Here is a 14,977-nt window from a genome sequence, read left to right as displayed (position 1 = left end):
CGCCGCGCGTCACAAGAATCCCACAAAGTGGGCCGCTAGCCTCCGGGGCGTTCTCGACCCCTAATCGCGGAGGTGATGCTCATGACGGGTGCACGACGTCGCCCCACACTGCTCGCCGCATGGTGTGCGGTGTTGGCCGTCCTGATGTCCTCCTGTTCCAGTGGCGCGGAATCCGGTCCGTCGAATACGTCCACGAACAAGTCCGCCTCTCAGCAGGACAGTTCGAATCAGCAGGACAGTTCGAAGCCGAACATCGTGTACGTGCTCACCGATGACTTGTCATCGAATCTGGTGCAGTACATGCCGCACGTCCGCAAGATGCAGGAGGAGGGCGCGAGCCTCTCCAACTTCTTCGTCACCGACTCGCTGTGCTGCCCCTCCCGCTCCACCATCCTCACCGGCGACTTCCCCCACAACACGGGCGTGTTCACCAATACCGGCGACGACGGCGGTTACGGCGCGTTCATGAAGAACGGCAACGAGAAGCGCTGCTACGCCCCGAAGATGCAGGACGCCGGCTACCGGACCGGCTTCATGGGCAAATACCTCAACGGCTACCAGCCGGCGGAGAAGAAGAACGGTTCAAAGGGGTACGTCCCGCCGGGCTGGGACGAGTGGGCTGTCGCCGGTAACGGCTACCCCGAGTTCGACTACGACCTCAATGAGAACGGCACGGTCCGCCACTACGGGAAAGACCCTGAGGACTATTTGACGGACGTGATCTCCGACAAGGCAGGCTCCTTCATCGATGCCTCGGCGAAGGAGCAGAAGCCGTTCATGCTCCAGCTCTCGCCCTTCACCCCGCACGGCCCCGCCACACCGGCCCCACGCGACGCGGACTCCTATCCCCACCTGAAGGCGCCCCGCACGGAGGCGTACGACCGCGCCACCGAAGACGCCCCGCAGTGGCAGCGGGAGCTTGCCCCGCTCACCGAGAAGGAACAGCGGAAGATCGACCAGAACTTCGCCAAGAGGGTGCGCTCCGTACAGGCCATCGACACGATGATCGGACGCCTTCAGGAGCAGCTCAAGGCCAAGGGCATGGCCGACAACACCTACTTCATGTTCAGCTCCGACAACGGCTTCCACATGGGTGAGCACCGCCTGCGACCGGGAAAGCAGACCGCCTACGACACCGACATCAAGGTGCCGATGACCGTCACCGGACCCGGAGTGCCGGCGGGCACGGAGGTCGACGCTCTCACGCAGAACACCGACCTGAACCCCACCTTCCTCGACCTCGCCGGAGTCACACCGGATGCCGACACCGACGGACAGAGCTTCGCCGACCTGCTGCGAGGAAAGTCGGCGGAAGACGGGCGAGAAGCCGTGCTCATCGAACACCGCCGTTCCGCGTCCAAGAAACACGATCCGGACGCGGGACCGGAGAAGGCCGGAAACCCGCCCACCTATGAGGCGATCAGGACCCCCGACGAGCTGTACGTCGAGTACGCCACCGGGGAGCGGGAGTACTACGACCTCAAGGCCGACCCGTTGCAGTTGAAGAACACGGCAGACGCTCTGTCAGAGGAACGCCGCGAGCAGCTGCACGGCGCTTTGGCCCGGCTCAAGGCCTGCGACGGCGCAGAAGAGTGCAAGAAGGCCGCCCAACTCGACGGCACCTGAAGGCCCTGACACCTACCGGAGTTCCCCGCTTCCCTTCCTGACTGGCCCTTCGACATAGGGCCGGAGTTTGGCGATCACATCCTCCTGGTCGATGTCTTGAGGCAGGGAGGAGGGGGGATTTCCCTTGTAGTAGTGGATCGACCGGGGGCAGCCGCCCTCCCCTTTGAACTGGAAGCCGGCGACCAGCTTGGAGGTCTTGGCCTCGAACAACCGGTAGGTGGCACGCGCCTTCGTCAGCGGCAAGGTGATGCCGTGGTGGTAGCGGCAGTCCTCGACCCTCTCACCGGTGTCCTTCTCGTATGCGCACACCACCAGCTCGGACGTGGTGGCGTCCCGCCGGGGCGGCACCTTCCAGTGGGCGGGCATCCGGTCCACCAGCAATGAGTCGTCCGAAGTCACCAAGTGCGGCCCTGCGCCTGCGTAGGGCCGCGCCGACTCGGTGAAGTCCGTCGGGCGGACACCTTTTTCGGCTGTGGCAGAGGCGGGGCACGGATAGTCCGGCAATTGCCGCGGGGCGGACTCGAAAGCGGTGCCGTCGATGAGCAGAACGATGAAAGTCGCCGCGGGGATGACGATCAGAGGGGCGAGCACTGCCGGTCGTATCCTCAACATCCGCGCTCACTCCCCCTGAAGGCGGCACCGTCTGGATCGGTGCCCAATGCGGGCGGGGATAAGCGGGGATAACCGAGCTGCCGTCGTCCTCCTCAGACGGTGACGACCACCGAGTGCCAGCCGCTGGCTCCGTCCGGGATGGGGCGGGTGCGCTTCTCCGTCTGTGTCTCGCCCGTCCCGTCGGTGGCACGGACGGTGAGGGTATGGCCTCCGGAGGTGGCCTTCCAGGGGAAGGACCACTGGCGCCAGGTGTCGCGTGTGTCCTCGGCGGCCAGGTCGGCGACCTGCCATGGCCCGTCGTCGACACGGACCTCCACTTTCCGGATTCCGCGGTGCTGGGCCCAGGCGACTCCGGCGACCATCACGGTCCCCGCCTCGGGACGGGCGAAGGGCTTGGGGGTGTCGATACGCGACTGGGTCTTGATCGGTGCCTCGCGGGCCCAGTCCCTCTTCACCCAGTACGAGTCGTAGTCGTCGAACGTGGTGAGCTCGATGTCCTTGATCCACTTGCAGGCGGACACGTATCCGTAGAGTCCCGGCACGATCATCCGCACCGGGAAGCCGTGCTCGAACGGCAGCGGCTGCCCGTTCATGCCGAGCGCCAGCATCGCGTCACGGCCGTCCATCACGTCCTCGACCGGGGTGCCGATCGTCATGCCGTCCACCGACCGCGCCACGAGCTGATCCGCGGGGCCACCTCGCGAGGGCGGCTTCACACCACAGCGCTTCAGAAGGTCGGCCAGGCGCACGCCGATCCACCGGGCGTTGCCCACGTACGGACCGCCGACCTCGTTCGACACACAGGCGAGCGTGATGTCGCGCTCGACCAGTTCCATCCGCAGCAGGTCGTCGAAGGTGAGCGTGAGCTCCCGCGTCACGCCCTTGCCGTGGATGCGCAGCTTCCAGGCGTTGGCATCGACCTTGGGTACCACCAGCGCGGTGTCGACTCGGTAGAAGTCGTCGTTGGGCGTCACGAACGAGCTGATGCCCCGGACGCGCAGCGCGGCGCCCTTGGGCACCGGGGCGGCCGCGGAGGCGGGGGCCGGCAGGGTCACCTGGCTGCGGGCCTCGACGGCGTTCTTCCCTTGTGAGCCGTTCAGGGACCGGCCCAGCAGACCCGCGCCGGTCGACGCGGCCGCTGCCGCCGTCGCGGCGATGACGAACCCCCGACGATCCCAACCCGGCTGCCGGCCAGACTGCCGAGCAGGCTGGCCGGGCTCGTCCACGGGACCGTCCGTCCCGTCCTTCTCCCCCGGCGTCCCTGCGGCGGGGGCGGACGCGGGGCGGGGCGACCGAAGCCGGCCCACGAGCCAGTAGAGGAGCCCGGCTCCCGCCACCGCGCCCACCACGGAAGGCAGCCCGTCCATGACGCTCGTGGAGTCGGGGCGGCTCGTTGCCGCGAGCGCGCCCACAACGCCGAACAGCAGCACACCGGCCGAGCCGCTGCGACGGTACCGGACCGCCACGACACCGAGGACGAGCGCGAACAGGGTAAGGACGCCGAGAATGCCCAGTTGCAGGATGAGTTTGTCGTTCGTCCCGAACTCTCTGATCGCCCAGTCCTTGACCGATGACGGCGTACGGTCGATCGCCGCCCCGCCGACCGCCACCACCGGTCCGGACTCGGGGCGCACCGCGGCGGACACCAACTCGGCGACCGCCAGTGCGGCGTAGGCCGCCAGTAGTCCGCTCAGTGCGCCCAGCCCCAGAAGGCGCCACGCGGTCCGGCGCCGTGATGTCCTCAGCTCGTCTTTCACACCCGCTATCCGTACCCGCGCCCCTGTACGGATTGGTCGCCCTCCCCCATGTGGAGGAATCAGCAAGGCTGCCAGCCGCTCCCTCACCCTTCGACCAGGAAAACGAGACCCATCCGTCCGCCCGTCGGCTACGAATCACTGGCAGAGAGGCTCTGCACACGTCGCTCCGCGCGGGCGAGGCGCACGGCAGCGGCTGCCGTGCGCGTGGGGCCATGATGGGGAGGCATGAGACAAGCGGTGTTCATCGGTGGCATTCCTGCGGGCGAGCCCGATCTGCCGGCGTTGATGAAGCGGGTCACGGACGGCGATCAGCAGGCGTTCTCGCAGCTGTACGACGCTGTGTCCGGGCCCGCCTTCGGGATCGTGCGCGCGGTTCTGCGCGATACGGCGCAGTCCGAGGAAGTGACACAGGAAGTGCTGGTGGAGGTGTGGCGGCACGCCGACCGCTACCGGCCCGAGCGAGGGACCGTACTGACCTGGGTGCTGACGATGGCCCACCGCCGGGCCGTGGACCGCGTCCGGTCGGTGACCGCGGCCTCCGCGCGCGAGGAGGTGGTCGCCCTGCGCGAGCGCATGCCCGCGTTCGACGTGACCGAGGCCGAGGTCGAGACGCGCCTGGAACGCGAGGAAGTGCGGCGGTGCCTGCGGTCGTTGACCGAGGTACAGCGTGAATCGATCACCTTGGCGTACTACGAGGGACTGACGTACCGCGAGGTGGCCCAGCGCCTCTCCGCTTCCCTGGGCACGGTCAAAACACGCATGCGGGACGGGCTCATTCGGCTGCGCAACTGTCTGGGAGGCCTGGCATGAGCGTCATCGACCCGCACACCCTCGCCGCCGCCTACGCCCTGCACGCGTTGCCCCCGGACGAGGTCGACGCCTTCGAGACGCACCTGGACTCCTGCGGGCCGTGTCGGCAGGAAGTAGCGGAGTTCCTGGCCACGGCGGCGCAACTCACCGCGCCCGCCGCCCCGCCGCCCTCCCTGAAGCAATCGGTTCTCGACCAGATCGCAAAGGTGCCCCAGGAACCCGCCCATGCCTCGCGTCCCCCCGAGCTCCAAGGCTCGACGGGGTGGCTGGGCAGGAGCGGCCGTTGGGCGAGTGGCGCGGGCCGTTGGACGCTGGCCGCGTGTCTGGCTGCCGCCGCCCTTGGCGGAGTGGCCACCTGGCAGCATCAGGAAGCGCGGGACGCTCGCGAACAGGCGAACCAGGCACGGGCGCAGGCGGATCAGGTCGCCGCGGTTCTTGCCGCGCCGGACGCGAAGACACGGGCCGCGGCGCTCTCCGGTGGCGCGCGGGGAGTCGTCGTGACCTCAGAAAGCCAGAACCGCGCGGTCTTCACCGTCTCAGGGCTCGACGCGCCGCCCGGGGACAAGGTGTACGAGATGTGGTTCAACGACCGGGGGACGATGCGCGCGGCTGGCCTGCTCGAGTCGAGGAGCGGCGATCAGACCGTCCTCATGGACGGCACGCTGCAAGGGGCCACGGGGATGGGCCTCACCATCGAGCCCGCGGGCGGATCCAGGACTCCGACCCTTCCACCGGTCGGTCTGATCGAGTTCCCTGCCTGAGCTGTTCGTACAGGCCGGGGGAATCCGTACGGGCCGGGGAAATTCGTACGGGCCGGGGAAATCGCGCCGGGTGACCGACCAAGCCGTCCGGCTCACGGCTCCGAATGACAGGTGTGAGCGGGGGGACACAGCCGGGTCCCCCGACGTACGCAGCTCTGACGCCCATCCCCGCAAGGAGAACACTCATGAGCACCACCCTTCGCATCCGCCGCACCGCCATCGCCGTGACCGCCGCCGCACTCCTGCCCCTGTCGCTGGCCGCGTGTTCCGGCGATGACAGCAAGGACAAGGCGGACGACAGCACGGCGGCGAGCGAGTCCAAGAAGTCCGACGAAGCGAGCGAAGGCTCCTCGGGTGACATGGCCGGTGACAAGCCGTTCGGTTCGGCGTGTGCGTCGGTGCCCAAGGACGGCAAGGGCAGCTTCGACGGGATGGCCAAGGACCCGGTCGCCACGGCCGCGTCCAACAACCCCGAGCTGTCCACCTTGGTGACCGCGGTCAAGAAGGCGGGCCTGGTCGACACGCTCAACACCGCCGAGAACATCACCGTGTTCGCGCCGACCAACGACGCCTTCGCGAAGATTCCGAAGGCCGACCTGGACAAGGTCCTCAACGACAAGGCCATGCTCACCAAGGTCCTGACCTACCACGTCGTGGGCCAGAAGCTCGCCCCCAAGGACCTGGAGAGCGGCTCCTACGAGACGCTGGAGAAGTCCAAGCTGACCACGGCGGGCTCTGGTGAGTCCTACAAGGTCAACGACAGCGCCAACGTGGTCTGCGGCAACGTGAAGACCGCCAACGCGAACGTCCACATCATCGACACCGTTCTCATGCCCAAGATGTGAGGCCCGGGTCGCCCAAGAGTCCTCGGCCTCGCGGCCTTGAAGCCGCGAGGCCGAGGAAGTCCCCCGCATTGCCGCCATCCTGATAGACCGTCACATCTTCGGCATGAGGACCGAGTCGATGATGTAGACGGTCGCATTGGACGTCTTGACGTTGCCGCACACGACCTTGGCGGAATCGTTCACCTTGTACGACTCACCGGAGCCCGAGGTGGTGAGGTTGCTGCCCTCCATGGTCTTGAACGAGCCCTTGGTCAGCTGATCCGGGGCGAGCTTCTCGCCCACCACGTGGTAGGTGAGGATCTTGGTGAGCTGCGCCTTGTCGTTGAGGACCTTGTCCAGATCGGCCTTCGGGATCTTTGCGAACGCGTCGTTGGTCGGCGCGAACACGGTGATGTCCTTGGCGTTGTTCAGCGTGTCCACCAAGCCCGCCTTCTTGACGGCGGACACGAGCGTGGACAGGGCCGGGTTGTTGGACGCGGCGGTGGCGACCGGGTCGTCGGCCATACCGCTGAAGCTGCCCGCGCCGTCCTTGGGAACGGTGGAACACGCCGGACCGAAGGGCTCGGTCATGTCACCGGCGTGAGCCATGGGGGCGAGAAGCCCCAGTGAGACCGGCAGGGCCAGTCCCGCGACGACCGCGACGGCCGTTCGACGGAGGTGGTGGACACTCATGACAATGCCCTCCTCGATGAGGGATCGGGGGCGCGGGAACGCCGGCCGGGACAGCCGGTGTGGTGCTGCGTTACGCCCGTTGCATGAGTAATTCGGAGCCACCCGATGCACCGGATTCCGTTTTGTGAGCTTTTTGGAGCAAAACACATATTTCGGAGCTATCGTCGCTCCGTGCATCCAACAGCCCACATCCGCACGAAGTAGTCACGCGGGCGGCCCGAGTCGCCCAAGGACTTCCCCCAGGAGTGACGACATGACCGTCGCGGTCGTCCTGTTCACCTCGGATCTGCGTCTGCACGACCATCCGCCGTTGCGCGCCGCGCTGGCGGGGGCCGACGAGGTGGTGCCGCTCTTCGTGCGCGACCCCGGTGTGCACGCGGCCGGTTTCGACGCGCCCAACCGCAGCGCCTTCCTCGCCGAATGCCTGGCCGACCTCGACGCCTCGCTGCGCCGGCGTGGTGGCCGCCTGGTCGTGCGCACGGGGCCGGTCGCCCAGGAGGTCGCCGGGGTCGCCGCGGAGTGCGGGGCCGAGGAAGTACACATGGCGGCGGGCGTCACCAAGTACGCCCATCTGCGGGAGGAGCGGCTGCGTGACTGTCTTGGCGCACGCGGCGTGGAACTGCGCGTTCACGACAGTGTGATCACCGCTGTCGCCCCCGGATCCCTGACGCCCACCGGCACTGACCACTACGCCGTGTTCACCCCCTACTTCCGCCGCTGGTCGGGCGTGCGACTGAGGGAGACCTGCCCGGCGCCGCGCACCGTGCGCGTTCCCGCCTCCATCCGCGGCGATCGGCTGCCGTCCCGCGGCACCGGGTCCGACATCTCGCCGGGCATTCCGCACGGGGGCGAGGAGGCGGGGCGCGAGTTGTTCTCGCGCTGGAAGCGTTCGGGCCTTGCGACCTATGCGGATCGGCATGACGACCTGGCGGGCGACGCGACCTCCCGGCTCTCGCCCTACCTGCACTTCGGGGCCCTGTCACCGGTCGAACTCGTCCAACGCGCCCGGAAGCACGGTGGTCCTGGGGCGGAGGCGTTCGTCCGTCAGCTGTGCTGGCGCGACTTCCATCACCAGGTACTGGCATCGAGGCCGGAGGCGTCCGTCCAGGACTACCGCACCCGGCACGACCGTTGGCGCGGCGAGGACGACGCGGCCAAGGAGATCGCCGCGTGGCGCGAGGGGCGTACGGGCTATCCGCTCGTCGACGCAGGGATGCGTCAACTGCGTCACGAGGGCTGGATGCACAATCGCGCCCGCCTCCTGACGGCGAGCTTCCTGACCAAGACGCTGTACGTGGACTGGCGGATCGGCGCCCGGCACTTCCTCGACCTGCTGGTCGACGGCGACATCACCAACAACCAGCTCAACTGGCAGTGGGTCGCGGGAACCGGCACCGACACCCGGCCCCACCGCGTCCTCAATCCGGTGGTGCAGGGCAAACGCTTCGATCCGCAGGGAGCCTACGTCCGCAGGTGGGTGCCCGAACTGGGGGACGTGGAGGCCCGGTTGGTGCACGAGCCCTGGCGGCTCCCCGAGAGCCGGCGCGCCCACCTCGACTACCCGGAACCGCTGATCGACCTCGCCGACGGGCTCGCACGCTTCAAGGAAGCCCGCGGTCGCGACTGAGGAGAGACACGTCATGCACTGGCTCTTCGGTGACCAACTCGGCCCGCATTTCCTCAACGGCGGTGACGGCGGCCCCGGTCGGAACACCCCGCTGCTGATGATCGAGGCCCGTTCGGTGTTCCGGCGTCGGCGTTTCCACCGGGCCAAGGCTCATCTGGTGCTGTCCGCCATGCGTCACCGGGCGGCCGAACTCGGCGACCGGCTGACCTATGTCCGTGCCGACAGCTACCGGGAAGCACTGGAGCGGACGGCGGGCAGTCGCCCGGTCACCGTCCACCACCCCACCTCGTACGCCGCCGTTCGGCTTCTGCGCTCCCTTCCCCAGGTCACGATGGGCCCGGCGCGGGGCTTCCTGGTGCCGATGGACGACTTCGCGGCATGGGCCGACGGGCACGGCGGCAAGCGGCTGCGGCAGGAAGACTTCTATCGGTGGGTCCGCCGGGGACACGACCTGCTGATGGAGGGCGACGCCCCGGCCGGCGGCCGGTGGAACTTCGACCACGACAACCGGCAGCCGCCGCCACGCGGCTCGGACACCCTGCCGGTCCCGGCGCCGTACCGGCCGCGCGAGGACGAGATCGACGACGAGGTCCGCCACGACCTCGATCGCTGGGAGAAGGACGGGGACGTGTCCTTCGTCGGACGCGACGGCCCACGTCTGTTCCCCGCGACCCGAGCCGAGGCACGAGCGGCACTCAAACGCTTCCTCGCACACCGGCTCGGTACGTTCGGACCGCACGAGGACGCCATGCTCGCCGCCGACCCGGTCATGAGCCACAGCCTGCTGTCGTCCTCACTCAACCTCGGCCTGCTCGACCCCGCCGAATGCGTCGAGGGGGCCCAGGCGCAGTGGCGCGCCGACCGGGCGCCGCTGGGCAGCGTGGAGGGCTTCGTCCGCCAGATCGCGGGCTGGCGCGAGTACGTGTGGCAGCTCTACTGGTACTTCGGCGAGGGGTACCGCGACTCCAACGTCCTTCGGCATACCTCCGGGCTGCCCGACTGGTGGAGCGACCTGGACGCGGACGCGGTGGAGGCGCGCTGCCTGCACACGGTCCTGGCCCAGGTGCGGGACACGGGGTGGACCCACCACATCCCTCGCCTGATGATCCTGGGCAGCTACGCCCTCCAGCGGGGCTGGGATCCCGCCGCGGTCACGGACTGGTTCCACCGCTGCTTCGTGGACGGATACGACTGGGTCATGGTTCCCAACGTCGTCGGCATGTCCCAGTACGCCGACGGCGGCCGGATGACGACCAAGCCCTACACGTCGGGCGGGGCCTACGTGAACCGCATGAGCGACCTGTGCACACCGTGCCGGTACCGGCCGGGCGACCGGACGGGCGAGCAGGCCTGCCCCTACACAGCCGGCTACTGGACGTTCCTGGACCGGCACCGGCAACTGCTCGGCCACAACCACCGCACCTCCCGGCCGGTGCGCCAGCTGGAACAGATCACCGACCTCGCGCAGGTGCGCCGGGAGGAGGGCGCGCGAGGTGACGCGGCTCCATGACGCCCGCGCCGCTGGGCCAGTGAAGTGAGCTCGGTCAGCGGCAGCCCCGTAGCGGGCAGGAATCAGCGCATCCACACAAGGGCGATCGCCAGAAGCACTGGTGTGCAGGTGACCGAGAGTGAGAAGGGGTTGTGCATGCTGGGATTGCGGCCCACCGAGACCGAACCGGACAGGTCTGTCGACGGTCCGCTCTCGGCCCGCGACGCCATCCGGGCCGTCGAGGCGGAACTCGGGCGTGCACTCGGCGAAGGGCTGTGCCGGGCCCGCGACGTGGATCCCGTCTTCGCCCGTGAGGTCGCGGGCCGGGTCACCGCGTTCGTCCGGCGTGGCGGGAAACGGCTGCGTACGGCATTCGCCTGGTGCGGGTGGCGGGCCGCGGGCGGCTCGGGGGACGCCACGGCGCTCCTGCGCACGGGCGTGGCCCTGGAGCTCGTCCAGGCGTGCGCTCTCATACACGACGACGTGATGGACGAATCGCTGCTACGCCGCGGCGCGCCCGCGGTGCACGTGGACTTCGCCCGCATGCACCGCGCCGAGCGGATGGCGGGAGCGCCGCAGGCGTTCGCGACGTCCGCCGCGGTGCTCGCCGGCGACCTGGCCCTGGCCTGGGCCGACGACCTGCTCACCGAGACGGCACTCAACTCGCGGTACGGCGTGCGGCTGCACCGCGAGTGGCAGGCCATGCGCCGCGAGATGGTCGCCGGGCAGTACCGGGACCTCCACGCGCAGGCCACCGGCGCGACCGGGCTCGACGAGGCGGTGAGCATCGCCACGCTCAAGAGCGCCCTGTACACGGTCGCGAGGCCGCTGGCGCTCGGTGCGTCTTTGCAGGGTGCGGAGGCGACCACCCTGGAAGCGCTGCGCGCCGCCGGACAGTGCGCGGGACTCGCGTTCCAGTTCCGCGACGACCTCCTGGGCGCCTTCGGGGACCCGGCGGTGACGGGCAAGCCGGCCGACGACGACCTCCGGACGCGCAAGGTCACCTACCTGCTCGCGGCCGGCCTCGAACTGGCCGACGCCCGTCACGACAAGGAAGCAGCCGAAGCCCTGGCCCCGGCCGCGCCCGTCCCCACCGACGACGCCGTGCTCCGGATGCGGACGGCACTGGAGCGGACCGGGGCACGGGCCGTCGTGGAGTCGAAGATCGCGGGGTTGGCGGCGATGAGTGTGCGGCACTTCGACCGGACCGGTGCGGAGCCTTTCGTACGGCGTGAGTTCGCCGCGCTGGTCGAGCGGGCCTCCGGCGTCTCCCTGAAGGACACCGGGGAGGCCGCGTGAGGACACTGCCGGGGCCCACGGATCATGTCGTCGTGGTGGGCGCCGGGCTGTCGGGGCTCGCCTGCGCCCTGCATCTGCTGGGGTCAGGTCGCCGAGTGACGGTCGTGGAGCGGGACTCGGGCCCCGGCGGCCGGGCCGGCCGTGTGCGACTGGGCGGATTCCAGATCGACACGGGCCCCACCGTGCTCACCATGCCCCACCTGGCCGACGAAGCCTTCGCAGCTGTCGGCGACAGCCTCGCCGCCCACGTCGAGCTGACGTCCCTCCACCCCGCCTACCGCGCCGCCTACGCGGACGGATCCGCACTCGACGTACACACCGACGGCGAGGCGATGGAGGACGAGGTCAGGCGCTTCGCCGGGCCGAAGGAGGCGGCCGGTTACCGCGGTCTGCGGGGCTGGCTCGAGCAGTTGTACAAGGCCCAGATGCGGCGTTTCATCGACACGAACTTCGACTCGCCCTTCCAACTGCTGCACCCGGATCTGGCCCGTCTGGCGGCCCTCGGCGGCTTCGGCCGGCTCGACAGGAAGATCGGCCACTTCCTCTCCGACCCCCGCCTGCGCCGGGTCTTCTCCTTCCAGGCCCTGTACGCGGGAGTCGCTCCGGCCAGGGCTCTCGCGGCGTACGCGGTGATCGCCTACATGGACACCGTCGCCGGTGTCTGGTTCCCCAAGGGCGGCATGCACGCCCTGCCACGCGGGATGGCGAACGCGGCGACGCGCGCGGGTGCCGAGTTCCGCTGGTCGGCCGAAGTGACCTCGCTGGAACGATCGTCCGGGCGGGTGAGTGCCGTGCGGCTGGCCTCGGGAGAGCGGATCGCGTGTGACGCGGTGGTGCTGACCTGCGAGTTGCCCACCGCGCACCGGCTGCTCGGCCGCGCCCCGCGGCGTCCCGTACGCCTGCGGCACTCGCCGTCCGCCGTCGTCCTGCACGCGGGGACGGACCGCACCTGGCCAGGCCTCGCCCACCACACCCTGTCCTTCGGCGCGGCCTGGGAGGGCACGTTCGACGAACTGACGCGTTCGGGGCGGCTGATGAGCGACCCGTCCCTGCTGATCACCCGGCCGACGACACACGATCCCGGTCTGGCCCCTCCGGGCGGGCACCTGCACTACGTACTGGCCCCCTGCCCCAACACCACCGTCGGTCCGTCGGCCACCGCCTGGCGCGACCTGGGCCCCCGCTACCGCGACAGCCTCGTCGCCGAACTGGAGCGGCGCGGTCTCGACGGGTTCGCGGACAGCATCCAGGAGCAGCAGCTGGTGACCCCGCTGGACTGGTCGGCGCAGGGTCATGCGGCGGGCAGCCCGTTCTCGGTCTCGCACACCTTCGCCCAGACCGGCCCGTTCCGCCCGCGCAATCTCGTACGGGACCTGGAGAACGTCGTCCTCGCGGGCTGCGGCACCACCCCGGGGGTGGGCGTGCCGACGGTCCTCATCAGCGGCAAACTCGCCGCCGACCGCGTCACCGGAGGCGTCCATGACCCGTCGTGAACTGGACGCCGCCGGGATCACCGACCCCGGATTGCGCGCCGCCTACGCCCGGTGTCGACAGCTCAACGCACGCCACGGCAGGACGTACTTCCTGGCCACCCGCCTCCTCCCCGTCGAACGGCGCACGGCCGTGCACGCGTTGTACGGCTTCGCCCGCTGGGCGGACGACATCGTGGACGACCTGGACCGGCACCGGACGGCCGAGGAGCGCGACCGGCTGCTGCGGTGCCTGGAGAGCGACCTCGCGCACGGGCTGCGTACCGGCGGCGGCGACGAGCCCGTCGTCCGGGCGGTCGCCGACACCGCCGAGCGCTACAGCATCGAGCACACGCTGTTCGCCGACTTCCTGGTCTCGATGCGCAGCGACCTGCACGTGACGGACTACGCGACCTACGCCGACCTGCGGGCCTATATGCACGGCTCGGCGGCGGTGATCGGGCTGCAGATGCTTCCCGTGCTCGGCACGGTCGTCGCCCGCGAGGAAGCGGCGCCGCACGCGGCGGCCCTCGGTGTGGCCTTCCAACTGACCAACTTCCTGCGGGATGTGGGTGAGGACCTCGACCGTGGGCGCGTCTATCTGCCGGCGGATCTGCTGGCCGCTCACGGCGTGGACCGGCCGCTGCTGGAGTGGAGCCGCCGCACAGGGCGTCGCGACCCGCGCATCCGTGCCGCGCTCGTCGCCGCCGAAGCCATGACGCGAGAGGTGTACCGGCACGCGGAACCGGGCATCGCGATGCTCGACCCGCGGGTGCGCCCGTGCATTCGCGCCGCGTTCACCCTGTACGGCGGCATCCTCGACGCGATCGCGGAGCAGGAATACAGCGTGCTGCAGCGTCGTGCGGTGGTGTCGCGCGGCCGTCGGGCGGCGACGGCCGCCGCCGGAGTCCTCCGCTGCGCCGCCGCGCGGTGGCGCGTCCGTACCTCGGACCAGGCACCGCCGCTGAGCGCCACCTCCCGGACGAAAGGCCCCGCGCAGTGAGTGACCGAGCGGAACGGCCCCGCTGGACGCCGCCGTTGCGACGCCGACGACGGTTCAACTGGGCAGCCCAGGAGCCGACTTGGCGGGACGCACGCCCGGCGCTGATCGCCGACGCACTCAAGCGGGCGGCGACCCGCCCCTCCGGCAACTGGTTCGTGGTCGGGGCCTCGCGGGACGTGCGTGCCGGTGGGCGGCCCTGCGGCAGGACGGTCGCCGGGGTCGAGGTGGTGCTGTGGCGGTCGGACACGGGCCGGCTGCACGCGGGCCCCGGAGCCTGCCCGCACCTCGGTGCGCCGCTGCGCGAGAGCCGGGTGGTGTGCGGCACGCTGGTGTGCCACTGGCACGGACTCGCCCTGGACGGCGGGTCGTTCGCGGGCTGGGAACCGTACCCCGCGCACGACGACGGGGTCCTGGTGTGGGTACGGCTTGACTCGGTCGGCGGCGAGGAACCGACCGAGCACCCCGTGCTTCCCGTGCGGCCCAGGGCGGACAGCGGGGTGGACGCCGTGTTCACGACGGTCGGACGGTGTGAACCGCAGGACGTCATCGCCAACCGGCTCGACCCCTGGCACGGCTCCTGGTTCCATCCGTACTCGTTCGTGGACCTGACCGTGGCGCGCCCGCCGCAGGGTGATCAGGACGACGCCTTCGTCGTCGATGTCTCGTTCCGGGTGACGAGCCGTCTCGTGGTGCCGGTCCGGGTGGAGTTCACCGCTCCCGAGCCGCGTACGGTCGTCATGCACATCACCGAGGGTGAGGGGTCCACGTCCGTGGTGGAGACCCATGCCACGCCACTGACGGCCGAGGCTGATCTGCAGCCGCGGACGGCTGTGGTGGAGGCGGTCGTCGCCACGTCGGACCGGCGGGGGTTCGCTGTGGCACGGGCAGCGGCGCCCGCGCTGCGGCCCCTGGTGCGTGCCACGGCCGCACGCCTGTGGCGCGACGACCTCGCCTACGCCGAGCGGCGCTGGACGCTGCGCAGCTCGGGGCGTTTCCCCGGGTGAGGG

The 14,977-nt window shown here is 69.9% G+C and carries 13 protein-coding genes; 10 read left to right on the top strand and 3 right to left on the bottom strand.

Annotated elements, in window-relative coordinates; translation table 11 throughout:
* The first annotated feature begins 81 nt into the window (after positions 1–81).
* Positions 82–1,626, top strand: a complete 1,545-nt coding sequence (locus ABXJ52_RS35395; RefSeq protein ID WP_367047993.1) for a sulfatase — start codon at positions 82–84, stop codon at positions 1,624–1,626.
* Between the two features lie 12 nt (positions 1,627–1,638).
* Here ABXJ52_RS35395 and ABXJ52_RS35390 read toward each other — a convergent pair whose 3' ends face one another.
* On the bottom strand, positions 1,639–2,217 hold the full coding sequence (locus tag ABXJ52_RS35390) for a hypothetical protein (protein ID WP_367047992.1): 579 nt from the start codon (positions 2,215–2,217) through the stop codon (positions 1,639–1,641).
* A 113-nt stretch (positions 2,218–2,330) separates the two neighbouring features.
* Positions 2,331–3,995 carry a sulfite oxidase gene (locus ABXJ52_RS35385; protein ID WP_367047990.1) on the bottom strand — a complete coding sequence of 555 codons (1,665 nt, stop codon included), beginning with the start codon at positions 3,993–3,995 and terminating at the stop codon, positions 2,331–2,333.
* A 225-nt stretch (positions 3,996–4,220) separates the two neighbouring features.
* Between ABXJ52_RS35385 and sigK the strand changes: the two genes are divergently transcribed.
* The 3 genes from sigK (at position 4,221) to ABXJ52_RS35370 (ending at position 6,411) form a co-directional block, all read left to right on the top strand.
* Entirely contained in the window at positions 4,221–4,805 is a 585-nt protein-coding gene (gene sigK, locus ABXJ52_RS35380; RefSeq protein ID WP_367047988.1) for an ECF RNA polymerase sigma factor SigK, read from the top strand.
* Entirely contained in the window at positions 4,802–5,566 is a 765-nt protein-coding gene (locus ABXJ52_RS35375; RefSeq protein ID WP_367047986.1) for an anti-sigma factor, read from the top strand. Before sigK ends, ABXJ52_RS35375 begins: the two co-directional genes overlap by 4 nt.
* Positions 5,567–5,751: 185 nt before the next feature.
* Complete coding sequence (locus ABXJ52_RS35370; RefSeq protein ID WP_367047984.1) at positions 5,752–6,411, top strand: fasciclin domain-containing protein; 660 nt, start codon at positions 5,752–5,754, stop codon at positions 6,409–6,411.
* Positions 6,412–6,501: 90 nt separating this feature from the next.
* Here the strand turns inward: ABXJ52_RS35370 and ABXJ52_RS35365 are convergent, their stop codons facing one another.
* Positions 6,502–7,083 carry a fasciclin domain-containing protein gene (locus tag ABXJ52_RS35365; protein ID WP_367047982.1) on the bottom strand — a complete coding sequence of 194 codons (582 nt, stop codon included), beginning with the start codon at positions 7,081–7,083 and terminating at the stop codon, positions 6,502–6,504.
* A gap of 253 nt (positions 7,084–7,336) precedes the next feature.
* Here ABXJ52_RS35365 and ABXJ52_RS35360 point away from each other — a divergent pair, with 253 nt between their 5' ends.
* From ABXJ52_RS35360 to ABXJ52_RS35335, 6 genes are all read left to right on the top strand, one after another.
* Positions 7,337–8,710 carry a deoxyribodipyrimidine photo-lyase gene (locus ABXJ52_RS35360; RefSeq protein ID WP_367047980.1) on the top strand — a complete coding sequence of 458 codons (1,374 nt, stop codon included), beginning with the start codon at positions 7,337–7,339 and terminating at the stop codon, positions 8,708–8,710.
* Between the two features lie 13 nt (positions 8,711–8,723).
* Positions 8,724–10,220 (top strand): cryptochrome/photolyase family protein, encoded by a 1,497-nt coding sequence (locus ABXJ52_RS35355; protein WP_367047979.1) that lies wholly within the window; start codon positions 8,724–8,726, stop codon positions 10,218–10,220.
* 135 nt (positions 10,221–10,355) lie between these two features.
* Positions 10,356–11,498, top strand: a complete 1,143-nt coding sequence (locus ABXJ52_RS35350) for a polyprenyl synthetase family protein (RefSeq protein WP_367047978.1) — start codon at positions 10,356–10,358, stop codon at positions 11,496–11,498.
* Positions 11,495–12,991: a phytoene desaturase gene (locus ABXJ52_RS35345; protein ID WP_367047976.1), complete on the top strand. Its 1,497-nt coding sequence runs from the start codon at positions 11,495–11,497 to the stop codon at positions 12,989–12,991. Before ABXJ52_RS35350 ends, ABXJ52_RS35345 begins: the two co-directional genes overlap by 4 nt.
* Positions 12,978–13,970, top strand: a complete 993-nt coding sequence (locus ABXJ52_RS35340; protein ID WP_367047974.1) for a phytoene/squalene synthase family protein — start codon at positions 12,978–12,980, stop codon at positions 13,968–13,970. The genes ABXJ52_RS35345 and ABXJ52_RS35340 overlap by 14 nt, the downstream gene beginning before the upstream one ends.
* Complete coding sequence (locus ABXJ52_RS35335; RefSeq protein ID WP_367047972.1) at positions 13,967–14,974, top strand: DUF5914 domain-containing protein; 1,008 nt, start codon at positions 13,967–13,969, stop codon at positions 14,972–14,974. Before ABXJ52_RS35340 ends, ABXJ52_RS35335 begins: the two co-directional genes overlap by 4 nt.
* Positions 14,975–14,977 lie beyond the last annotated feature (3 nt).

Source organism: Streptomyces sp. Je 1-332, assembly GCF_040730185.1.
Lineage (GTDB): Bacteria > Actinomycetota > Actinomycetes > Streptomycetales > Streptomycetaceae > Streptomyces.
This window is presented reverse-complemented; position numbering and strand designations above follow the sequence as displayed.

Coding starts and splice junctions, on each gene's coding strand:
- ABXJ52_RS35395 (WP_367047993.1), top strand. CDS start 82: ATGACGGGTGCACGACGTCGCCCCACACTGCTCGCCGCATGGTGTGCG.
- sigK (WP_367047988.1), top strand. CDS start 4,221: ATGAGACAAGCGGTGTTCATCGGTGGCATTCCTGCGGGCGAGCCCGAT.
- ABXJ52_RS35375 (WP_367047986.1), top strand. CDS start 4,802: ATGAGCGTCATCGACCCGCACACCCTCGCCGCCGCCTACGCCCTGCAC.
- ABXJ52_RS35370 (WP_367047984.1), top strand. CDS start 5,752: ATGAGCACCACCCTTCGCATCCGCCGCACCGCCATCGCCGTGACCGCC.
- ABXJ52_RS35365 (WP_367047982.1), bottom strand. CDS start 7,083: ATGAGTGTCCACCACCTCCGTCGAACGGCCGTCGCGGTCGTCGCGGGA.
- ABXJ52_RS35360 (WP_367047980.1), top strand. CDS start 7,337: ATGACCGTCGCGGTCGTCCTGTTCACCTCGGATCTGCGTCTGCACGAC.
- ABXJ52_RS35355 (WP_367047979.1), top strand. CDS start 8,724: ATGCACTGGCTCTTCGGTGACCAACTCGGCCCGCATTTCCTCAACGGC.
- ABXJ52_RS35350 (WP_367047978.1), top strand. CDS start 10,356: ATGCTGGGATTGCGGCCCACCGAGACCGAACCGGACAGGTCTGTCGAC.
- ABXJ52_RS35340 (WP_367047974.1), top strand. CDS start 12,978: ATGACCCGTCGTGAACTGGACGCCGCCGGGATCACCGACCCCGGATTG.